Genomic DNA, 20,138 nt, shown 5'->3' with positions numbered 1-20,138 from the left:
TGGTCTAAATTCCTTGATAAAAAAATTGATGAATTTACAGCAATTGCTCAATCCAACGCGCTGCGTCATCGACGGAGCCTGATTGCTCAAATCGATTGCGAACGGTTTCGGATTTCGAATTACCGTGGGTCTTCTTTGGTGGTGTTGCTGAAATTTTCGGCTTGCTTGCAACGACAGTCTTTGCCTGTTTCGTTGCTACTTCTGCTTGCTTCGCCCGATAGGCTGCATAGGCAATTCCGATGATCCTTGCGTCGGCAATACCTTCGATTTCGCTTTTGGAAAAACCGGCTTCCGATAGGAAAGAGGTAATTCCTCTTAGGATCGGTGTGGCCGTATTCTTGTCTGCGAATTCGGGATATTTGGCGACGATTTCTTCGCGGGCCTTAACCTGATTTTGCTTGAAAGTTTCCTGCTCAAAACGAGCATTCTCTTCCTTAAGCGCGGTTTCTAGACCGTGAAGTTCTCTGACTTTCGCATCGAAATCAGCGGCTGCTTCTTTCTTGATGTTATATTCAAAGGGGTCTTCAGCAGCGAGTGTCTTCCAATCAATGCTGGCGAAATTGTAATTGTAATGAACAGCGAGGTCGTGCTTGATCTTACCAAGTTCGTTGAGTGATTGGTCGCGGATTTGGACTTTCGCTTGCTCCATAGAGCCTAGTTCGGCACGTTCGGCAGCAAGTTCCTGAGTCTTTTTGGTGTAATCCGCTTGACGTAGATAACCCTTTTTCAAATCGCCAAGTGTCAGTTCTTCGCCGTCGCTAAGTTTGACTTTGGTTTCATCGGATACGGTGTTTTCTGCGTCCGTGTTTGTGTCTTCTTCGACTTCTTCGTCTGTTTCAGAATCCGTTTCCGGTTGTTCGTCTACAACTTCATCGGTCGTTTCCAACGTAGTGTTTTCATCAATTGAATCATCGGTTGTTTCGGTATCTGCACCGAAGTCCAATAGGCTTTCAATTTCAATTGCCGCTTCTTCAAGCGTAAGGCCAGTCTCTACTGAGGTGTTGGCGTCTTCCATATTATAATTTCCTATGAAATATGTTTTCGTATTTATTTATTCAGTTTCGTCTTCGATTTTACGGAGTGTCTCTGAAGTGATGTAATCATCGATTTTCTTGCGCATTAATTCGATTGCGTAAGAGATTTTGTGGAGTTCTTCGCGGGCTTCCCTGTTCAAAACATTGGTCGTGCAGAACTGACGAAATAGGTCGGCTTTGACGGCTTCGGTGATCGCAATGAAGTCTTCATTTTCGCGAAGACGTTTTGCCCTATCGGCACGGTCCATAATTTCCTGAGTGGTCGTCATTGCTTACATTCCCGGCATAGGTGGCTGCTGCTGCGGCATTGGTGGCTGCACAGGCGGCTGCATTTGTTGCTGATTGTTTTGGGCTAGTTCGGCCAACATCTGGTCGCGGGATTGAGCGTCCAGTTTCTTCTGTTCTTCGATCTGGGCTTCTTGATCCTTGGCAGAACGTTCGCGTTCCATCGCCCACTCAACGTCCTGACGGTCTCGTGCCATTTCATATTCAAGGCGGGCCAGGTCTAGTTTAGCGCCATTCTCAGCCTCCATCTTGGCGCGTTCGAGTTCCAACTTCTGGGCAAGTTCGTCGCGGCGGAAGTCGTCTTCGACACGCAAGCGATATGCGTCGTGCTCGCGGGTCTTCTCGTCGGCCATTGCCTTGAGATTGGCCTTGAGGACTTCCGCGTCGGCTAGTGCCTTGTTCGGATCGATAGGTTCAGGTGGTGGCGGGGCAGGCGGCAATGTTGCCGGATCGATGTAGAAACTCTCGGCACCCTGAAGGCCGGATACTTCCGCGATCTGGACAAGCGTTTTGTAGATTTGGGCAGGACCGGCGATGCCTAGTTGCATTGCTCCCTGCTGAGCGACAAGGGTCTGATTAAGAACACCAAGCCGGAAGTCCGTGTCCATTGCACCGAACGAGATCGTCGTTGCCACGTCCATATCCGGGTTCCAATCATCGATGGCCGGAGTGAACGTATCGGTTAGACGCTGGATGTACTCCTGCGCCATTTCCGGGTTCTGCTGGAGCAAATCGATGATGACTTTGATAAGGTAGCGATAGCCGGTATCGGCCATCTGACGGATGACCTGTTCAATCAGGATTTGCTGGCTGTTGCTTCGCTGCTTGGAAGCGGTAGCGGTCACGTCCGCGAAATCGCTGGCGTCGAGGCTGACCATCTTGCCACCAACACCGGTCAAGAAGTCTTGGCTATCCTTCATACGGTCAATGATAGGCAGGGCAGACATTCCGCTGAAGGCGCGTTGTGCATAGGAAATGCCGCCTGTCGGGTCTTCGCTTCGGATTACCTTGCCGGGGAAGATGTTGAGCGCATCGTCCATATTGGTCGAAGAAGGATTGATAACCTTGACCGGGTCGACGTGCATATGGAGGTCATCCAATACGGCGCGGTTGATGTTTGAAATCAAATCCTGTTCGGCAGATACGCGGTCAGCAATGCCTTGGCCCCAAAGCGTGTTAGGGATCGGGAAAGGAACCAATGGCGCATATGGGTAAAGTCTCGAGACTTCCTCATAACCAAGGATGATCGGATTGTTCGTTAGGTCGCCACCAATCGTAACGCGGTATGGACGCGATTTGTCGTCGTCAATCTTTGTCCGTGTGAAGATTTCAAAGATAACAACGTCGTCCGAAGAAGGCTTGCTACCGGAACCAACGCCAACGGCCTGTATGCGGTTGATTGCTACGAGGTCGGTCTTTTCCTGCGCGGAAGGTAGCGCGTCGACGTCTGCCTTATCATAGCCGCGCTCAATCAAATCTTCCTTCGAAACGAACGAGCGGTGGCCTTGGATATCAGAGATAATGCCACCGGAGAGTGGGCAAATATCCGCGTTGGCCGAAACGATAAAGTCCTCAACGGGTAGAACTTTGAAATTGAATTCAGGGTGGGTGGAAACCTTGCGGTACTTGATATCGCGGACTAGCGGGTTGAGCTGGTCGCGAATGACATCGGGGATTTGATCCATATCGAAGGTGTTTGGATCGATAGGCATACCCAACTGGCCTGCGATTGCGGCGAGGGCGTTCATATCAATCTCTTGGCGGGTTTCGTCACCAACCTCGATGATAATTATCTTACCGGATTTTTCGTCCTCGACCATTTTGACAAGGGCTTCGTCGGTTACGCCTTTGGCCATCATAGGACGGCTTTCTTCGCGCTTCGCTGTGAAGTCGACGTAGAGAACACCTAGCCCGAACAAGCAGGAGTTTTTCACCCAAGGCGTTAGAATGCTGTTGTGGCTATTGCGCTCTTGAAGGACGTGCTGAACAACCGCGTTTTGCTGTTTGGCGATATCGGCGTCGTATTTGTCAGCGGTAAGCGGCTTGAAGAATGCAACGCTACGCTGGCCATCTAAGACCTTTAGGATTTGGGCCACCGCCCAATCAACGCGTTCCTGAACGTCGCTGGAAACGAACTTTGAACGACCTTTTTTCTTTTCATCGCCTGCCATTGGCATACGCATATATTGGCGCAGGTTTCGGTCGTACTGGCTGCTGAGCGTATCGTTGGCAAATGAAATTGAATTCTGAACCTGCTTCGCAATATTGGCTGCAAGGTTGTCGAGTTTGGTAGTATTGGACATTGAAAATCGCTAAAAAAACTATGATGAAAGTATTTAGCGATTACTCGTACCACTCCAGATTATCGTACTGGATCGGCTGGTTCCAACCATACTTGGAAGCAAAAAGTGTCGTGGAAACTGCAAACGTAAGAGCCAAGGCATCTGCAATATCTGGTGACTTTCCTTGCAGTCTTTTTCGGATTTCTTTCTTACCTTCGACTTTGATTTTGCCGTTATCCAAGTTGTAGGTTGGCATCAAAAGTTCGTTGATAAGATCGACGTTATTTGGAATTCGAACGTTCTCGGTTTCGAACCATTCCTTCAATTCCCACCAAAGTTGATCACGCAGGCGATTGAACTTTTCAGGCTTGCGGGTAGGGGATTTTGAAACAATGACTTCTCGGACCGGGAGACCGAATTCCTTCAGAATCGGGGCAAGGGTCGAACCGATACCGTCGACCGCGATAGTTGTGGGTCGCTGCTTTGCCGCTGTTCGCTGGAAGATATCGCGAAGTTTGTGCGCGAACTGGACTTCGTTTAGGTCCGTGAATGTTTGGATATCGGTAAGGGTCTTATCATTGCGGATGACAATCACGGATCGGTCACGGCCTAGTCCCTTGGCGGGGTCGACACCCCATACATAAGGGCTATTTTCGGCTATCAATACTTCTTCATTATCAACGGCAAGGTCGATAAGCGAACGGGCGATAAGGCCGTCAGCCGAGTCCAGGGGGAATTCACCCTCGACAAGAATTCGATACTCCCGGCTATCCTTGCCACCATACTGCGTCTCAAGACGTCGCAAACCGTCTGCATCAAGATTTGGGTTATCGGTTGCCTTACCGGTGATCTTTATCCAGTCGTCCGAGATAAGCGGATCGTTGAACGTTCTCCAAAAATACCCATCGGAACGTGAAGGGTTGCTGATGAGGCAAAGTTTCGGATTTTCGTCCGTAAGGATGTTGATCAAAGCGCCGGTGAAAATCTCATCGTCAACACCAGTGGCTTCATCGACCAAAACGAAATTATTGGTATTGTGGATACCACGCGCTGCGGATGGATTATCCTTGTTCGCAAGCCGCCATTCGGCATAACAAGCCGCTGGTGCGGATAAACGCACTGCCTTGGTTTGGGTAACTTCAAAAACGTCCTTAAAGGCCGGATGCATATCAGCGTAGAGTTGCTGAACTTCCTTCCATATACCGGAATTGATCTGGCCGTGGGTCGGCGCGAAAATCGTTACACCAACTTTGTCGTGACAAAAAAGGCTCCACCAAACGACAATCGCCAACGCGGCTGTTTTGCCGAAGCCTACACCACCCTTGAAGGTAATCTGGCGATTGGTTCGAAATGCTTCAGCGAATTCGAGTTGCTTTGGACGGAGTGTTCTACCGAATATCTGTTGCGAAAAGAGCCCGATATCGTTCCGGTATGCATCAAGAAGGGTGGCGAGTTGAGCCTTACGATTTATTGGTGGTTTCATCGTCAGGCTTCTGGGAATTATGATTTTGTGAAATAGCGTCGATAACCGCGATGGGTGTTAGCGCGGTTGGAATGGTTGGGTTTTGGGCATATCGTGCGGCAACGCGCATCATTGATTCAGCGGCATATACGCCAAGCATACCGATTAGAAATGCTGCGGTGAGAGCCGAGGAAGCGTCAACAATTTCAAAATAGGAAATGACGGCGGGGGTAACGTATCCGGCACTCAACATACCGGCGATACCGCCCACCATCGTTTCCCAAGGATTGCTATTTTTTGACGTTATGCTGCGTACAACAGCGCCCGCGAAACCAGCGGTAAAGTGGCTGGAGAATACAGCCGTGAGGTAATCATTGAAGGTCATTGAAAAAATGGATTTCTAAAATAAGTGCACTGAACTTATTTAGCGATCCCTTATTCTTCTAAATCATCGTCGTCGTATTCGAGGTAATCGACGTCTTCGCTATCCGGCGTTGCATCGATTGTTTTGCCACCGGAATTGATTTCGTGAACGAGGTCAGCAAGGCTATGCTCGTGACGAACGTTCACGCTTCTTGGTGCCTTCGCAATGAATGGTGCAACAATCGTTTGTGCAGCGCTTAAGCGGGTAGCGTCCTTATCGGCGCTCATCATCAACTCATAAATGACCGCGATGGCATCCGGTGCAAGGTCGGCCAGCCTTTGCTTCAGAACATCCGGTGTAGGTCGACGGCCTGCTTTTGGATGGCGCTGCATTCCCTTCTGAAAACCAATGGATTTCAGGTGCTGCTTATGCTCTTCGGATTTGCGCTTATCTTCCTTTTCATTATCCAATGATAATTCCTCCCATCGTGGCGTAGAACATTTGTCCGTGTGCCTGTTGATGGAACGTGACGTCAAACGATACCGGCGATTGGGTATTTGGCTCGAAATCAAAGTCGGAAAGGGAATTGACGATGTTGTTCAAAATCCACGTTCGAAAACGCAGTTCCAGCCATTCGGTGATTGCTTGGTCGCGTGTTAAAAGTGGTTTCGAATTGATGTAGCGTTGCATTTCTCCGCGCTGCATATTGCCGGAAACTTCGTATCTAATTTTCATTTTCTTTAGACATTCTCGTTGATCTAAAGATATTTAGGAGTTAGTCGTCGGAGCATTGAAAACGGAGATAATTTGAAATGGCAAAAGACAAAGAACCTTCAATTCTTGAACGCTTCGAATCGATACGCAAATTCGCCGCAGCGAAACCTTCGACTGCAAAACAATTGAAGAAGGCCGATCCAGTTGCTATGTTTTTCGAAGCGTATGATGCTCAGTACGAAGCATTTACGAACGACAAAGAGATCAGAGGTTCGTGGGTAAAAAAGACAACGCCGGGTCTATATTTCATCACCTTTGGACGACCTGCAATCAAGTTCCATCCAGACGATCCTGCGCCATATCAGGTCAAAACCAAGGAAGAGGTTATTGAAGTCTTCGAGACCATTCGAGACTACGTTACCGACACCGAGGAAGGTAAGCAGGCGATACGTGATGCGGCGGTCGCCCCGAAGCCCGCAAGGAAGCCTCGCAAAGCAAAATGAAGACACAAAAAAAGCCCCGGTAAAACGGGGCTTTTTCGATTAGGTTTGCAACAAACGTGTGAGCGTAAATCCGTCGCACACCTATTTACTGGAAGAAGAAATAGTTGATATTCAGGCCGATTATGACCGGGGCGCAGATGTACCAAAAGAACTTCTTCCAAGCCTTCGCAATGATGAGGTCGGCTAGTTCTGTGTTACGTTCGGTATCGGTTTTCTGACGTTCCATTTGCATTATTCATTCTCCCTTATAAATTGATATTACTATTGGTCTTGCGTCTTTTACGAGTACAGTCAAGTCTTACTGGCTTAAGGGTGCACACTTGGCTTTGTATTCCTTGATGTTAAGTCGCATTAGCATTTCGTCAGCTTCGTTTTCGATTTTTACCGCTACGAAGAAAACGCCAAACTGGTCAGGACTGTAATCGCCGGGATAAAGTAAGTCTTCTAGTTCCATACCGCTTTCCGTTAGTTTTGGTGTCAAAAGGCGGGTCATCCTCCCGCACGACTTGACCCGGCTCTCAAGGTAATCGCGATGGTCCGCCCATCCTCTATCCTCTCCATAATACGGGAGCAGGAGCAGGATTTTCCCTTCGTGGTTTGTCGTAAAGGTAAGATCATATTCGCTCACTTTCTTTTCCCAAATTTCTTCAAATGTTTTCAATTTACTTCTTTTTTTCATTTTTGTTTCCTCACAGTTGTTTCAAAATTCGTTCGATATCTTTGAGCCGATCCACGGTGTTTTTGCCGAATTGGTTTGCGTTTTGCTGAAGCAGGATCGCGATGGTTGCCTTATCAATGCCGTGGCCCTTGAGGGCATATGCATAGGAGAAGAAGTTAGCGTTCCCTTCGTCAGGGGTTGCCCATTTCGCCAAGGCCTTTGCGGCACGAGCCTGGACTTGTGCAGCTGACAGGGTACTTGAGCCTTTCGGCTTCAAAGCCGCTAATCTGGCTTGGTTGGCTTCGGCTTCCTTTGCCAAATCATTTCGGAATTCGACAAGTTCGATTGAAGCAGGCGAGTAGGCCAAGGCCATTGGATCAAGCACCGGGGCGACGTGGTGGTGCCAAATATCATTTCCGGTAAGGGAAGGTAGGAAGAACCAACTCTGCGCGCTGCGCTTGCCTTCATCAAGTTGGTAAGCCTTTTCGTAAACGCCGATCTCGTCCGACATCATTGGAAGCGAAAGGAATTCCCAAAGGTGATGGTAGATGTTGACGGCGTTCGTAGTCAGGGGGGCAGAGAAGGGGATTACCACCCGGAAGCGTTCGCCTGTGCCTTTGCGTCCGTTCGACCACGAAGAATAGATGATATGCTCGTATTCTTCGAAAATCGAAGACACGGTCTGCCAAGGCACCGTGGAGCCATCCAGATCATAAACCAGCGCGTGGATTTCAACGATATCTTCTTGAAGTTTGAGTCCCTTACCATCGTCGCGATTAAGGAAGGCGTCGTCCTCGGGCCATACTGCCCCGGTGAACAGCATTACGTCTTCTTTGCCATTGGCAACACGCTTGGCCTGTTCGCTTAGGAAGGCGGCAAAGTCTGCCGCCCCTTCGAAAACAACCGTCGTTTTAGATGTAGATTCTTTGCGCTCTTGGAAGGATACCTTCATAGTACACCAGCCTTCTTGAGAGCGGCCTTCGCACCTTTGGGGTTGGCATTGACCTTCAAAAAGGTAAAGGTTTTCTTGTTCTGCGGGTTCGTAACTTTGTATAGGTCAGGGAAGTTGTCAGCCGCACCGGCAATCGCCCTGAAGAATTCGTTTTTCGTCAGTTTGCATTTAACGTTCGATGTTTGTTTCCAATCATCGAATTCTGCCCATAGCGTCGAGAACAAGTTGGTTGGTTCTTCGGCTTCTTCGGCCTTCGTTGCGTAATCGAGTAGGAACTGATCGGTAGTCGAAAGGTGCCTTTGCGAAGATTGTAGCGCCGTCAATTCATCAGCAGCTTCAAGCATCGGGTCGGGACCGTGTTCGTCAACGGACGTCCAAAACAGGATAGGATCGTAGCCGAACGGAATGCGCTCGTCGCCCGGAACATTCGAGTAAACTACCGGAGCGAAGCGTCTGTTGCCGGTCTCGTCACGAATGATATCGGCAATGGAATTTTTGTTGGAAGCGCCGATGAAGGTCGAACGGTTGGTTACCGGAAGCGAGTAATTCTCACCCATAGGGCGATAGAACACCTTGTCCGAGGTAATGCGGTTCTTAACAATGTCAGCATTGGCAAGGGAGGCATATGCCATCTCGTCGCACCATTGGATGGGATAGTCCCATTGTTCAGCCAAGCGTTCTTCGCCAATGCTTTCGAACGTAGAACTATGGACGAACTGGCTGAGATAGGCGTTCAGGATTTTCACGACGAACCAGCTCTTGCCCGTTCCCTGCGGTCCTAGGATGACCGGCATAAGATGGTATGTAATCGGAAGGTTCAACATCTTACGTTTCACCTGCCAAACGAACTTTTTGTAGACCGCTTTAACGTAGGCCGGGGAATGCAGGGTTTGGCTATGCTGGTCAGCAACATACTGCCAAACCGCATCGTCATCCTGACTTGGCTTGTAGGCGATCTCTTTGGTTGTGGACGTGACGAGGTCAATCCGGTTTCTCGAACGCCATAGATTAACGGCACGGTCGATATCGCTGGAATTGATACCGAGGCGGTAGTCAGCGTTAGTTAGATGTAGTTTGTCAGCCAGAACGGTTAGCGAGGTTACATCACGTTCATCGATGTGGGCATTGATTGAACCATCGAAGAACATCGCTGCTGAGAACTTCGCCAGCATAACCGTCAGTTTGTCTTCAACCGTTCTGGGAAGCGAACCGAAGTCGGCAATGAATTTGATATTCATTTCGATTTCTTCGCGACGTATGCCGAAGAGTTTGTGGAACTCGCCCCGGACGTCCTTATGTGAAGGGCCATTGGTAATGGCGTTGGCTTCCAACCATTCCCCGTACCAGAAGTTACCATCCTGCGAACGGGCGCGTAGATCATCTAGAAGGGCGCTTCCTTGTGAACCCGTGGTGCCAAAGGATTTCAAAGGTACTACGTTGCTGTTGAAAAGGGATTTATCATTTTCTGTTGACATTATAAGTATATCCTCACTCATTAAAAAGAAAAAACCAATCTCTGCTGCGGATCAGAGGTTGGCTTTACGGTTTTTCTTTTCGAAGGACCAGAGATCAACATCATTGCAACAAGTATTGGCGAGTCCAAAACCTGTTCCGCAGATGTTGTGCTCATTTGTATTTATCATTTATAGCAAAAATAGCCGAATAAGTCAATTTAAATTTGTCAAGCGGTATTTAATATTTTGTGTTAACATTTTTAGGAAATAACCGGAAGAACGCCCCCACATCTATTTCGCAGCTTGCTTGTGGCTTGAACTAACTAACCTAAACTAACCTAAGTTAACCCAGGTTAGCCAACTGGTTACCCTTGATAGTGGCCCTAAACCCTTGTGTCATAAGGGTTTTAGCGTTTCAGGTTAATCAGGTTAGTCAAAATCCGATGTTGCGCCCACGGCGGGAAACGAAGGTGTCGAATGTATAGAAGCCTATTCTTCTTTAAATTCTAGCAATAAAGAAATTAAGTTAACTTGATTAACCTAAAGAAGAAAAACCCTTATTTTATAGGGGTTTAAGGGTTTTATTTGGCTAACCAGTAAACTAACCTTTGGTTAACCTACTGGAATCAAACTAACCTAACTTAACCTAACCTTCGGGCTTGAACCCTATCGACTCCTTCGCCGTTCCCACGTATCGTGAACGAAAGGAGAACAAGCCAATGACGCCAGAGCTCGAAAGCAGCATCTACATCTACCTGATCACCGCTGAACGCACGACCCGCACGAACTTCGCTGGCACAGGCGTTACACGCAGAAGGTCGACCGTCATAACCAAGGTGCTAGCCGAGCATTTGATAGACCGGCTTTCCATCAACTATCGCTTCTTCAAGTATGGCGTTCGCATTGAGAAGAAGGAGCTGGTAGAGTTCCTACACCTTCACCTAATGGCCGTGCCGGATGATATAGCCAAGGCTTCAGGAACCCGCACAAGCGCTTCCGAAGGCGCAAACAAGGCTATAGCGCACGGATTGTTCCTAGCGTTGGATATGGAATATTCGCGCCAGTTTGAAAGCCAAGACCCGTGGGATCCGGCATCACCGCGATATGTTCACGCCCAGCCTCACCGCCAATGAAACGAAACGCTTTATCCAAATAAATCCTTTCAACGGATTCGTTTGATTCATTCGTTTTGTTTAGCCGAAGCCAATCCCAGATTTCTTGCATTCGTTTGTGAACCCCTGACGTTTTCGTTGGGGGTTTTTTAATGGGGCTTACACGCCATTGTCAAGCATAAAAATGCATCCCGGAAATAGAAATAATAATGTCAATAGATTATCGTAAAACTGTATTGAACAAATAAAGTGCTGACATTCTTACATACTTAAAAATTTAACTACATCAGAATGTTAACAGAAAATATATTGAAAAAAATGAAATTTGTGCTTGACGGTACGGGAAGGGTGCTTTAGATAAGCAGTTGTTCAGGCAGTGGTGCCGGGATGTTCTTGGCAGAACGGTAGAAAAAGGTCAGCGCGAATGCTGGCCTTCTCTCGTCGTCGTCGCGTCTGGAGCGGTTTTCATCGCGTAATAAATTAGCAAACGATTTTGAATAATGGATTTGCGAACAATGAAATAAGGAGAGGACTGCGTGGCTATCACGAATAACAACGACCTGATTGATTATCTACTCGACTATGACAATCCGCATTTGAACGTTCAGTTGTGCCTTTTCGATAGCAACGATGGGATACCGTATGAGCATTATGTTTATGCGCGGTTCATAGGGAAGCATTACAATAATCTACCTTACGAACTCGCGGCCAAGCAGGAATTCGCTGCACTCATTAAGCAAGCGAATTTGAATGATTTGGCGCTGGTGACCGAAGACGTGGGCTATCGCATCGAACGCGAAAAGTTCACACCCCAGATGGTAACCGTCTTATGGCCGACAGAATTTGAGGAAGGCGATGAGACCTTTCAGGGTGTCCTGATTGATCTTACCGACCCTACGATCTGGCTGAAATTGACCGTTGACCGGCCTACTTTCTTCGACCCAAAGCCGCGCTTTATCACAAAGCAGGAGCAATTTAAGATGGTTGCCCACGTCGAGAGACACTGCTTGTACAGCAATCAATTTAACGAAGTTAATCAACCGATACCGGTTTACTCATCTGATTATGAAGCAGAAGGGTTTGCAGATTATGACCCTTCTGCTGCCCAATACTTCTATTTCCTCAAAGGCGTTAGCAACAAAGATGATTGCGATGAAAACCTGAATTTCACCTACGGGTTCGACCATAAGAATTACTTCTAGACTTCAGACAGAAGCCCACACGGCGTTGTGTGGGCTTTCTACTATGACGCTTCAATTATCGCTTAGAAACGCTTGTGTGGCCGCGTGTGGGGCTAGTGTCCGGTTAAATGCTTGCCGAACAATTCCTCCGGTAGACGTTCGCCTTCGATGCTATCATTCACGGCCTTGGCATCGCGCATTTGGGATGGGCTCATCGCGATCATATCTTTGGTTATGGTCTGTATGACCGACCAAGGTAGGTGCGACCAGTCCATCTCGCCGGTTATCGTCCCGTCGACAGAGATACGCCACCCCTTGGTCATCCCGCCAACAAATACCAGCGCTTCTTTTTTCTCAAAATCTAAACGGATTGTAGAAATAATCTTCGAGAGCGACTTATTAATTTTGGCCCTAGAAGCGAAGAGTTCTTCCGGCTTCATATTTTCCCAAAGCGAAATCTCCGTTACGATTTCCTTATTGATATCAGCCACGTCCTTGCTGGATTGCTCGATCTCACGGAGTTGTTTTTCCAATGTCACCACTTGGTGATTTTGTCGATCCGAACGCTTTCGAAGTTCGTTCAGGTCTTGCATCAACTCCCGCCGGTCGTCCTCACTATCGATCATAGGAATGGATTGCCTGATGTTCTTCATCTGTTGAGTTAAGCGTTCACGTTCGGCAATCGCTACATCCAAATCCAACACGACTTTTCCTTTGTCGGGCTTACCGAGTGTTGGGTCTACGTGGAATAATGTGACGTGGCGAAGAATAGCCGTTTCGATTTGGTCGAGCCGTAGGAGAGAAGGGGAGCAACGGGTAACTTTCAGCAACCTTTTCACGCAGGTGCAATAACGAAATTTACCATTCTTTCCTGCTCGGAGCACTCTAACCGACGCACCGCATTCGTGGCACGATAACAACCCCTGAAAGAGGTTTGTGAATTCGTCACCACGTCGACCCGCCGCTCGTTTTGAACCTTCGCTAATGCGGTCCTGAACACGAAACCATTGCTCGTCAGAAACAAGCCGTGGGAAGTAGTCAGGTACCCTAAAATCATTACCAATGGCGTACGTTCCCCGCGCTGCTTCGTTGCGAAGCAAATAGGCAATAGTGGTATGACGCCAGACCTTACTTTTGCCCCGCTCCATAAGCACCTGTCGCTTTTGTTGGTTCAGCCGAACCGCAATGGATTGAACGCCGGTACCTTCGTCATACCAATTCCAGATATCGCGAAGCGTCTCAGCGTGTTCATTGAAGGTGAATGTGTAGCAGCCGTCTGGTTGCCTATTCTGTGAAATCCACGAAGGTCCATTTATAACGAAGGTCTTGATACCGGCCTGCGCATCCGCACGACGCTTGGCAATGTTTGCTTTGGTTCGTTCGGCCTTGGTCTTCGATTCATCGTGAGCGCGGTTCACAATTCCAAGTGCCGAGAACATCTGCGAGTGGTTGCCGGTACGGGAATATCTTTGCCGGTCAATTAGCGTAACAACGTCGATCTCAGCCGCTAGGATTCCCATAAGTTGATATTGAGCGGTAAAAGGGTCTTCGCGGCTTAAGCGGTCCAAACTTTCAACAATTAGAACAGAACCTTTGTCGATTTTGCCTTCATTTACGAGGGCAACAAATCCACCTAGCGCACCACCGGACATATGCTTTCCGTGATAACCGGAAAGGCCGATATCAGAAAGTTCTTCATCCAAAATCAACCCGTTTTCGCGAGCATAAGCGCGACTTGCCTCGACCTGACGCCTAATACCGTCGCCGGTAATCTGCTTTTCACTTGAAATTCGTATGTACGAGTAAGCCTTCATTCCAAGCCCTTTAACCACAACCGTCAGCATTATAGCGCGGTGTAATTAATAGTCTCTACCATCTCCTTGGTGTGGAAGAAGATGGTCGTCAACCGCATCTATGACAAGCCGAACGACACGCTGATCTACCTCGTTCATACCCGCGAATTGACCGACGGTTCCGCCAAAATGGCGATTTCGACCGTGCCGCTCTATGGGCAGACGGTGACATGGAAGAACGGCAAGCCGTAAGGTTTCAGGCGACGCAGCCTCTGCCGGCTCACGCCCGGTATGATCGATGAGAGAGCGTTGAAAACAAAAACGGCGAGCTGTGATGCTCGCCGTTTGCGTTAGTTATTAGTGTAACTCTGGCCTTAAGCGGCTTCGCGCGAAAGTTCGTCGGCGATGACGGTGTCGAGGTTGAGGAAGCAGACCATGCTCTTTTCCAACGCCACGATGCCGTGGCAGAAATTGCGCTGGTCTTCCGGGATGATTTCAGGCGCGGGCTGAAGGTCTTCGGATTTGATGGTCATCATGTCGGAGACCTGTTCGACCAGAAGGCCGACCAGCTTGCCGCCGATATCAGTGACGATGATGGCGGAGCGCTCGGATGGTTCGGTCATTTTCATGCCCAGACGGCAGGCCATGTCGATAACCGGAATAACCGCGCCGCGAAGGTTGATGAGGCCCAGAACATAGGGTGGTGTGTGCGGCATCGGTGTCACAGGTGCCCAGCCGCGAATTTCGCGAATCACCATGATATCTATGCAGAATTCTTGGTCGCCGAGATGGAAGGAAACAATTTCAAGATATGCGCCGGATTGCTTGATGGCGTTTGACATGGTTTGAACTTTTCCTCACGGCTCTCTGGCTGGCCGTTTCTATTTCGGTGGTAATGCGGCGTCGGAAAGTCGTCCGGTGACATCATGTCGTGCGCGTATGGCGGACCGCTGACGATCATCATGCACAAAAACAATTTAAACTTTCCCTAACGGACTGCTGCAAACAGCACAAGCGAGGGAGATTCGCTGTTTCACACGGCCTGTTTTCGCGATATATTCGGCAAATGAGCGCTTTACTGAACAAGCCCGTGAAATTGCTTGCGACCGCCGCCGCAACCGGCGCGGCGTTGCTGGTCGTCGTCATGACCTTCGAGGGCTGGATGCGGCATGCGACGGACATTTTTCTCGCCACCGTTCAAAGCGGCGTTGCCTGGTGCTTCTGAGCGCCATCGCATTTGAGACAAAACAGCGCGGTTCACGCAATCGGGCCTTTCCAGAATTGCGGAAGTCGATCCGCCTGAGTAGAAGCAAATGTGAAACGCTGGCTGCTGCTGATCGGGGAATGGCATGAAGAATATTCGTATTGCGCTTTGGGGTGCCGTCGTCGTGCTGCTGGGTGTCATGGCCTGGCTGACAATGGAACTAACCAAAAGCCGTGACGAGATGGTCGAGGAAGTCTACGGCGTTCCCTTCCAGTTGGTTGCGCAGAACGGCCAACCGATTACCGAAAAAGCCTTTCAGGGCAAGCCAACGGCTTTGTTCTTCGGCTTTACCCATTGCCCGGAGGTCTGCCCGACCACGCTGTTCGAACTGAATGGCTGGATGGAAAAGGTCGACCCGGCAGGCGACAAGATGCAGGCCTATTTCGTATCCGTCGATCCTGAGCGGGATACGCCCGAAATTCTCAACCAGTATGTTCCCAATGTTTCCAAACGCATCACCGGTATTACCGGCACGCCGGAAAAGATTGCCGAAACGCTGAAGGGTTATCGAATCTACGCCAAGAAGGTCGCTGTGGATGAGAAGGACCCGAGCGGCGATTACACCATGGATCACACGGCATCGGTTATACTGCTGGACGCGAAGGGACGTTTCGCAGGCACTATTGCCTATGGTGAAAACTCCGACGTCGCTATCAAGAAGCTGCAAAATCTCACCAAGACCTGATCTTTGATTGATAATCGCACCTGCGGTCCATTGGACTATCATGGCTTTTATGGCAAAGGCTGACAGCTGAAACATTTGCTTAGAAAGTCTCAGCCGTGAGCGAAATCCGTCTTTACGTGTCCACCACCGAAGTTCAATCGGGCGAAGTTCTGGATTTGTTATCCGAGCTTTTCGGCGAGGAAGACATTGCCATCGCCAATACCGAGGTCGATGAGAAGCGCGACATCTGGGAAACCTCCGTCTATCTCTATGAAAATGATGAAGACGATGTTCGCGACCGTGTGACCGAGGCGCTGGCGTCTGCATTTCCACATCTGACACTCATGCGTGAGGTCATTCCAGATGTGGATTGGATCGCCAAATCGCTCGAAGGCCTGACGCCGGTGCGGGCAGGGCGCTTCCTCGTTCACGGTTCGCATGACCGCGACAAGGTCCGCATCAACGATCTGGCCATTGAAATCGAAGCGGGCCAGGCCTTCGGCACAGGGCACCACGGTACCACGGCTGGTTGCCTGGAGATGATCGAGCAGGTCTTGCGGGCGCGGACCGTTCGCAATGCTTTGGATCTCGGTACGGGTAGTGGTGTTCTCGCCATTGCCGTTGCCAAGATGCGCCCGGTCCCGGTGCTGGCGACGGATATCGACCCCATCGCCATCAAGGTGGCGAAGGAAAATGCACGGCTGAACGGCATCGTCTCCGGCATGTCGCTGGAAACTGCCCCCGGTTTCCACTCGGATGCTTTTCGCAAGCATGGGCCGTTCGATCTCATCATCGCAAATATTCTGGCGCGGCCGCTGATCAAGATGGCGCCGCAACTGGTGGCCCATCTGGCACCCGGCGGTACGGTCATTCTATCAGGTATTCTCGCATCCCAGCGCTGGAAGGTCCTGTCTGCTTATAATGGCATGCATCTCAGCCACGTTCGCACTCTGTGGCGCAACGGCTGGGTCACGATCCACCTGCGCAAGGACTGAGTGTTGTAAAGACACGCCTTTCGTCTGGACGTTGGCAAGTGTGACGCGATAAGGTCCGATGCGAAATCAGGCATTCGGAAAGCAGCTCATGTTCCAGTCATTCGAAAACAAATCCACACCGCAATTCGGCAAGGCCCGCGTAGACGCCCTTCGAGCGACCTTCGACGCGCTTGAAATCGATGGCTTTCTGGTGCCACGGGCCGATGAATATCAAGGCGAATATGTCCCTGGGTCGGCTGAGCGTCTGGCATGGCTGACAGGCTTTACCGGCTCTGCGGGTGTGGTGCTTGTCACGCGGTTCGAAGCCATCGTCTTTGTCGATGGCCGCTATACGACGCAGCTCGTTTCCCAGGTCGATCCCGCAGCCTTCCGGGGCGGCGATCTGGTCGGTGCGCCGCCCTCGAAATGGCTGACCGACAATGCGCCTGACGGCTTTCGTCTGGGGATCGACCCCTGGCTGCATACGGGCGCCGAAGTGAAGCGTTTTGAAAAGGCGCTGTCGGACAAGGGCGGTTCGGTCGTTCTTCTTGCTGAAAATCCTCTGGATTCGCTCTGGACTGATCGCCCGGCCGAGCCGCTGGAGCCGGTTACCATCCAGCCCGACACCGTCACGGGCATTCCGGCGCAGATGAAGGTCACGACCATTGGGGAGATCGTTGCAGCGCGCAAAGCCCACGCGGTGCTGATGACCGATCCGTCCTCGATCGCCTGGACCTTCAACATTCGCGGTAACGATGTGCCGCATACGCCGCATCCGCTGGCCCGCGCTATCATCTATGCCGATGGCAACGCCGACCTGTTCATGGATGAACGTAAGGTCGGTGACGACGCGAAGGCCTATCTCGCGCCACTGGCAACGCTGTTGCCGCCTGGCGATATCGAGGCGAGGCTGCATGCCATTGCCAGTGCGGCCGGACGTATTCTGACCGATGTGGATGTGACGCCCGTCGCGCTGACGCTTTCCATCACCGAAGCCGGTGGGCAGGTCGTGGAGGCGGTCGATCCCGTCAAGCTGCCACGGGCTTGCAAGAACGAGGCGGAAATCGCCGGTTCGGCTGCGGCGCACATACAGGACGGCGCTGCCATGGTGGAATTTCTGGCATGGCTGGATCAGCAACAGCCCGGCACGCTGACAGAGATCAAAGCGGTAACAGCACTGGAGGCCATACGGGCGAGGGTTGGCCAGACGTTGCAGAACCCGCTCAAGGATATTTCCTTCGATACGATTTCAGGTGCGGGCGAAAACGCTGCGATCATGCATTACCGCGTCACCACCGATAGCGACCGGACCTTGAATGACGGCGAGATGTTTCTGGTCGATTCCGGCGCGCAATATATCAACGGCACCACGGATATTACCCGCACCGTTGCCATCGGCAATGTGCCGGAGGAGCAGAAGCGTTTCTTTACGCTGGTGCTCAAGGGCTTCATCGCCATCAGTGTGGCACGTTTTCCTGTCGGCACACGCGGCTGTGACCTCGATCCGCTGGCGCGTATCGCGCTTTGGAAAGCGGGTGCGGATTACGCCCACGGCACGGGCCACGGGGTCGGCTCCTATCTGTCCGTACATGAGGGACCACAGCGTATTTCCCGCGTTTCGCAACAGGAACTCCTGCCTGGCATGATCTTGTCGAACGAACCGGGATACTACCGCCCTGGGGCATTTGGCATCCGTATCGAGAACCTGGTCTGGACGCGGGAGGCAGAGGCCGTCGAGGGTGGCGAGTTGCCGATGTTGTCCTTCGAAACGCTGACCTGGTGCCCTGTCGACCGTCGCCTCATCGTCGTCTCACTCCTGACGGATGAGGAACTGGACTGGTTGAACGCATATCATGCGCAGGTTCGCGAAAAGCTGATGCCGCTCATTTCCGACGTTGACGTTCAGCGATGGCTGATCGCGGCGACCGAGCCCCTTACGCGATAGCAAAGTAGCGCATCGCCACGGCGAGCGCCCAGCCTGATGCCAGCATGATAAGGCCGGGAAAACGCAGGCCCACGATGAGCGCGAAAATCATCGCCAGCTTCACCTCGTATCCGCCTTCGAAAAAGGCGGGTGCGACGAGCGTGGTAAGAACCGCCACGGGCACCGCGTTGAGACCAGCTTCGACACGGGGAGGAATGGTCTTCATGCGCGTCATCAGCACATATCCGCCCACACGCGTGATGTAGGTGGCGATTGCGCCTGCTGCGATGATGAACAGCGTCTGAGGATCGAGGAACGGGCTCATCGGGCTGTCTCCTCATTCAACACGTCGGTTTGATCGTCTCGACGATCCGGCGGAAGCACGACTGCGACCAGGATGCCGGTCAGTGCGCCGATGCTGACATGCCATGGCGACCCGACAAAGTGAAAGGACACGATTGCGCCGACCGCACTGGCCAGCATGACGGGGTAGAAGTGGGAGCGCCCGCGAAATCCCAAGACCATGCCCATGAAATAAATGGGCAACAGAACATCGAAGCCGGCGGCCTTCGGGTCGCCGATCAGATTGCCGAGCGATGCACCGAGGACGGTGGAGATCATCCAGCCGGTATAGACGATCAGCGCGTAACCCATGTACCAGGAAAAACGCACCTGCCCGTGTAGCTCCTTTTGGCGAACAGCCTCGGCAAATTGCGGGTCCACCATGAAGAAAAAACCGATTGCTTTTTTTGCCAACGACCACTCCGGCACGATGCGCACCATGGCTGCCGAATACAGCACATGGCGGAAATTGACGGCGAAGATGGACAGGATCACCAACCATGCGGGCAGGTTCTGGTTGAACAGCTCAATCCCCACCAGCTGGCTGGCACCGGCATAAATGACGCCGCTCATCAACGTCGCTTCAAAAATACTCAGGCCGTTATCGATTGCCACGGCGCCGAACAGGGCGCCGAAGGGCAAAACGGACAGGGTCACGGGGAGGCCACGCCTGAGGCCGGACCGAAAGTTGGAAACTGGCATATGTTAGAAGCTCCGAATTTCCTCTGCTCCTAACGTCGTCTTTTGTATCTGACAAACGAATTGCTGGAATAGATTGGATTGATTTGATTGAAGTGTCGATTACGCTCAGGTACCGGAGAAGGCCAAGATGAAAGATCTGAAACTGGAAAAGCAGCAGAAGGCAGACATGGTCACGGCGCTGCGCAATTTTCTCACCGATGAGCTGGATGTCGATATCGGCACTCTTCAGGTCGACATGCTGGTGGACCATCTGGCCGAGGTGATCGGGCCTGTGTTCTACAACAAGGGCCTGCGCGACGCGCATGAGGCGGTTCTACAGCGCATGGAGTATGCTGCTTCCGATATTGATCTGCTCGAGCGGTCTATCCCACGCCGTTGACCGTTACCGTAATTTTCCGGTTGCAAGACGGCTTCTCGTTGCCTGGTAAGCTTATGGAGGTGATCAGTACCTACCGCCGCATCTCTCCAACTACG

The 20,138-nt window shown here is 51.0% G+C and carries 23 protein-coding genes and 1 pseudogene; 9 read left to right on the top strand and 15 right to left on the bottom strand.

The features are described 5' to 3' along the window. Positions 1-34: 34 nt before the first annotated feature. The 7 genes from RMR21_RS09555 to RMR21_RS09525 are packed head-to-tail and all read right to left on the bottom strand — an operon-like array spanning position 35 to position 6,162. Complete coding sequence (locus RMR21_RS09555) at positions 35-1,015, bottom strand: hypothetical protein (RefSeq protein WP_498667753.1); 981 nt, start codon at positions 1,013-1,015, stop codon at positions 35-37. A 36-nt stretch (positions 1,016-1,051) separates the two neighbouring features. Continuing rightward, positions 1,052-1,303 carry a hypothetical protein gene (locus tag RMR21_RS09550; RefSeq protein WP_498667752.1) on the bottom strand — a complete coding sequence of 84 codons (252 nt, stop codon included), beginning with the start codon at positions 1,301-1,303 and terminating at the stop codon, positions 1,052-1,054. Between the two features lie 3 nt (positions 1,304-1,306). Beyond that, on the bottom strand, positions 1,307-3,622 hold the full coding sequence (locus RMR21_RS09545; RefSeq protein WP_498667751.1) for a portal protein: 2,316 nt from the start codon (positions 3,620-3,622) through the stop codon (positions 1,307-1,309). Between the two features lie 40 nt (positions 3,623-3,662). After that, positions 3,663-5,084, bottom strand: a complete 1,422-nt coding sequence (locus RMR21_RS09540; RefSeq protein WP_498667749.1) for a phage terminase large subunit — start codon at positions 5,082-5,084, stop codon at positions 3,663-3,665. Beyond that, on the bottom strand, positions 5,062-5,448 hold the full coding sequence (locus RMR21_RS09535) for a hypothetical protein (protein WP_498667748.1): 387 nt from the start codon (positions 5,446-5,448) through the stop codon (positions 5,062-5,064). The genes RMR21_RS09540 and RMR21_RS09535 overlap by 23 nt, the downstream gene beginning before the upstream one ends. A 50-nt stretch (positions 5,449-5,498) precedes the next feature. Then, positions 5,499-5,897, bottom strand: coding sequence for a hypothetical protein (locus tag RMR21_RS09530; protein WP_498667747.1), 399 nt, complete (start codon positions 5,895-5,897; stop codon positions 5,499-5,501). Beyond that, entirely contained in the window at positions 5,890-6,162 is a 273-nt protein-coding gene (locus RMR21_RS09525; RefSeq protein WP_498667746.1) for a hypothetical protein, read from the bottom strand. Before RMR21_RS09525 ends, RMR21_RS09530 begins: the two co-directional genes overlap by 8 nt. Positions 6,163-6,239: 77 nt before the next feature. On the opposite strand from RMR21_RS09525, the gene RMR21_RS09520 reads away from it, so the two are divergent. Beyond that, positions 6,240-6,644, top strand: a complete 405-nt coding sequence (locus tag RMR21_RS09520) for a hypothetical protein (protein WP_498667744.1) — start codon at positions 6,240-6,242, stop codon at positions 6,642-6,644. Positions 6,645-6,729: 85 nt separating this feature from the next. Here the strand turns inward: RMR21_RS09520 and RMR21_RS09515 are convergent, their stop codons facing one another. The 4 genes from RMR21_RS09515 to RMR21_RS09500 all read right to left on the bottom strand — a co-directional run bounded on the left by RMR21_RS09515 (position 6,730) and on the right by RMR21_RS09500 (position 9,729). Beyond that, positions 6,730-6,876, bottom strand: a complete 147-nt coding sequence (locus tag RMR21_RS09515; protein WP_498667742.1) for a hypothetical protein — start codon at positions 6,874-6,876, stop codon at positions 6,730-6,732. 66 nt (positions 6,877-6,942) lie between these two features. Continuing rightward, entirely contained in the window at positions 6,943-7,323 is a 381-nt protein-coding gene (locus RMR21_RS09510; protein ID WP_498667740.1) for a hypothetical protein, read from the bottom strand. A 10-nt stretch (positions 7,324-7,333) separates the two neighbouring features. Continuing rightward, positions 7,334-8,254 (bottom strand): hypothetical protein, encoded by a 921-nt coding sequence (locus RMR21_RS09505; protein ID WP_498667739.1) that lies wholly within the window; start codon positions 8,252-8,254, stop codon positions 7,334-7,336. Further along, a complete protein-coding gene (locus RMR21_RS09500; RefSeq protein ID WP_498667737.1) occupies positions 8,251-9,729 on the bottom strand; it encodes a VapE domain-containing protein in 1,479 nt (492 codons plus the stop codon). The genes RMR21_RS09505 and RMR21_RS09500 overlap by 4 nt, the downstream gene beginning before the upstream one ends. Before the next feature lie 698 nt (positions 9,730-10,427). Here RMR21_RS09500 and RMR21_RS09495 point away from each other — a divergent pair. Both RMR21_RS09495 and RMR21_RS09490 read left to right on the top strand, forming a co-directional pair. Then, the gene (locus tag RMR21_RS09495) at positions 10,428-10,841 is read left to right on the top strand and encodes a hypothetical protein (protein ID WP_498667736.1); all 414 of its coding nucleotides are present in this window, start codon (positions 10,428-10,430) and stop codon (positions 10,839-10,841) included. Positions 10,842-11,356: 515 nt separating this feature from the next. Continuing rightward, positions 11,357-12,022, top strand: a complete 666-nt coding sequence (locus RMR21_RS09490) for a hypothetical protein (RefSeq protein ID WP_498667735.1) — start codon at positions 11,357-11,359, stop codon at positions 12,020-12,022. Between the two features lie 92 nt (positions 12,023-12,114). Here the strand turns inward: RMR21_RS09490 and RMR21_RS09485 are convergent, their stop codons facing one another. Next, entirely contained in the window at positions 12,115-13,845 is a 1,731-nt protein-coding gene (locus RMR21_RS09485) for a recombinase family protein (RefSeq protein ID WP_498667734.1), read from the bottom strand. A 30-nt stretch (positions 13,846-13,875) separates the two neighbouring features. Between RMR21_RS09485 and RMR21_RS09480 the strand changes: the two are divergent. Continuing rightward, a pseudogene (locus tag RMR21_RS09480) lies at positions 13,876-14,046 on the top strand (CreA family protein); the annotation flags it as partial. Between the two features lie 122 nt (positions 14,047-14,168). On the opposite strand, the gene RMR21_RS09475 reads toward RMR21_RS09480, so the two are convergent. Further along, positions 14,169-14,636, bottom strand: a complete 468-nt coding sequence (locus tag RMR21_RS09475) for a chemotaxis protein CheW (protein ID WP_174153501.1) — start codon at positions 14,634-14,636, stop codon at positions 14,169-14,171. 224 nt (positions 14,637-14,860) lie between these two features. Between RMR21_RS09475 and RMR21_RS09470 the strand changes: the two genes are divergently transcribed. The 4 genes from RMR21_RS09470 (at position 14,861) to RMR21_RS09455 (ending at position 18,641) form a co-directional block, all read left to right on the top strand. Further along, complete coding sequence (locus tag RMR21_RS09470; protein WP_498667733.1) at positions 14,861-15,019, top strand: hypothetical protein; 159 nt, start codon at positions 14,861-14,863, stop codon at positions 15,017-15,019. A 124-nt stretch (positions 15,020-15,143) separates the two neighbouring features. Further along, positions 15,144-15,743 carry an SCO family protein gene (locus tag RMR21_RS09465; RefSeq protein ID WP_498667732.1) on the top strand — a complete coding sequence of 200 codons (600 nt, stop codon included), beginning with the start codon at positions 15,144-15,146 and terminating at the stop codon, positions 15,741-15,743. 95 nt (positions 15,744-15,838) lie between these two features. Continuing rightward, positions 15,839-16,717, top strand: a complete 879-nt coding sequence (locus RMR21_RS09460; RefSeq protein WP_498667731.1) for a 50S ribosomal protein L11 methyltransferase — start codon at positions 15,839-15,841, stop codon at positions 16,715-16,717. Between the two features lie 88 nt (positions 16,718-16,805). Beyond that, positions 16,806-18,641: an aminopeptidase P family protein gene (locus RMR21_RS09455; RefSeq protein WP_498667730.1), complete on the top strand. Its 1,836-nt coding sequence runs from the start codon at positions 16,806-16,808 to the stop codon at positions 18,639-18,641. On the opposite strand, the gene RMR21_RS09450 is transcribed toward RMR21_RS09455, so the two are convergent. Continuing rightward, complete coding sequence (locus tag RMR21_RS09450) at positions 18,631-18,945, bottom strand: AzlD family protein (RefSeq protein ID WP_498667729.1); 315 nt, start codon at positions 18,943-18,945, stop codon at positions 18,631-18,633. The genes RMR21_RS09455 and RMR21_RS09450 overlap by 11 nt on opposite strands. Continuing rightward, positions 18,942-19,664 carry an AzlC family ABC transporter permease gene (locus RMR21_RS09445; protein WP_498667728.1) on the bottom strand — a complete coding sequence of 241 codons (723 nt, stop codon included), beginning with the start codon at positions 19,662-19,664 and terminating at the stop codon, positions 18,942-18,944. Before RMR21_RS09445 ends, RMR21_RS09450 begins: the two co-directional genes overlap by 4 nt. A 127-nt stretch (positions 19,665-19,791) precedes the next feature. Between RMR21_RS09445 and RMR21_RS09440 the strand changes: the two genes are divergently transcribed. After that, complete coding sequence (locus RMR21_RS09440; RefSeq protein ID WP_498667727.1) at positions 19,792-20,043, top strand: DUF2164 domain-containing protein; 252 nt, start codon at positions 19,792-19,794, stop codon at positions 20,041-20,043. The last annotated feature ends 95 nt before the right edge of the window (positions 20,044-20,138 follow it).

This window comes from Agrobacterium sp. rho-8.1 (assembly GCF_033957725.1).
Taxonomy (GTDB): domain Bacteria; phylum Pseudomonadota; class Alphaproteobacteria; order Rhizobiales; family Rhizobiaceae; genus Agrobacterium.
The sequence above is the reverse complement of the archived record's forward strand: the minus strand, read 5'-3'. Positions and strand labels throughout refer to the sequence as shown.

Bases quoted from the DNA above. Each gene is read 5' to 3' on its own strand.
- RMR21_RS09555 (WP_498667753.1), bottom strand. From the start codon at position 1,015: ATGGAAGACGCCAACACCTCAGTAGAGACTGGCCTTACGCTTGAAGAA.
- RMR21_RS09550 (WP_498667752.1), bottom strand. From the start codon at position 1,303: ATGACGACCACTCAGGAAATTATGGACCGTGCCGATAGGGCAAAACGT.
- RMR21_RS09545 (WP_498667751.1), bottom strand. From the start codon at position 3,622: ATGTCCAATACTACCAAACTCGACAACCTTGCAGCCAATATTGCGAAG.
- RMR21_RS09540 (WP_498667749.1), bottom strand. From the start codon at position 5,084: ATGAAACCACCAATAAATCGTAAGGCTCAACTCGCCACCCTTCTTGAT.
- RMR21_RS09535 (WP_498667748.1), bottom strand. From the start codon at position 5,448: ATGACCTTCAATGATTACCTCACGGCTGTATTCTCCAGCCACTTTACC.
- RMR21_RS09525 (WP_498667746.1), bottom strand. From the start codon at position 6,162: ATGAAAATTAGATACGAAGTTTCCGGCAATATGCAGCGCGGAGAAATG.
- RMR21_RS09520 (WP_498667744.1), top strand. From the start codon at position 6,240: ATGGCAAAAGACAAAGAACCTTCAATTCTTGAACGCTTCGAATCGATA.
- RMR21_RS09515 (WP_498667742.1), bottom strand. From the start codon at position 6,876: ATGCAAATGGAACGTCAGAAAACCGATACCGAACGTAACACAGAACTA.
- RMR21_RS09510 (WP_498667740.1), bottom strand. From the start codon at position 7,323: ATGAAAAAAAGAAGTAAATTGAAAACATTTGAAGAAATTTGGGAAAAG.
- RMR21_RS09505 (WP_498667739.1), bottom strand. From the start codon at position 8,254: ATGAAGGTATCCTTCCAAGAGCGCAAAGAATCTACATCTAAAACGACG.
- RMR21_RS09500 (WP_498667737.1), bottom strand. From the start codon at position 9,729: ATGTCAACAGAAAATGATAAATCCCTTTTCAACAGCAACGTAGTACCT.
- RMR21_RS09495 (WP_498667736.1), top strand. From the start codon at position 10,428: ATGACGCCAGAGCTCGAAAGCAGCATCTACATCTACCTGATCACCGCT.
- RMR21_RS09485 (WP_498667734.1), bottom strand. From the start codon at position 13,845: ATGCTGACGGTTGTGGTTAAAGGGCTTGGAATGAAGGCTTACTCGTAC.
- RMR21_RS09475 (WP_174153501.1), bottom strand. From the start codon at position 14,636: ATGTCAAACGCCATCAAGCAATCCGGCGCATATCTTGAAATTGTTTCC.
- RMR21_RS09470 (WP_498667733.1), top strand. From the start codon at position 14,861: ATGAGCGCTTTACTGAACAAGCCCGTGAAATTGCTTGCGACCGCCGCC.
- RMR21_RS09465 (WP_498667732.1), top strand. From the start codon at position 15,144: ATGAAGAATATTCGTATTGCGCTTTGGGGTGCCGTCGTCGTGCTGCTG.
- RMR21_RS09455 (WP_498667730.1), top strand. From the start codon at position 16,806: ATGTTCCAGTCATTCGAAAACAAATCCACACCGCAATTCGGCAAGGCC.
- RMR21_RS09450 (WP_498667729.1), bottom strand. From the start codon at position 18,945: ATGAGCCCGTTCCTCGATCCTCAGACGCTGTTCATCATCGCAGCAGGC.
- RMR21_RS09445 (WP_498667728.1), bottom strand. From the start codon at position 19,664: ATGCCAGTTTCCAACTTTCGGTCCGGCCTCAGGCGTGGCCTCCCCGTG.
- RMR21_RS09440 (WP_498667727.1), top strand. From the start codon at position 19,792: ATGAAAGATCTGAAACTGGAAAAGCAGCAGAAGGCAGACATGGTCACG.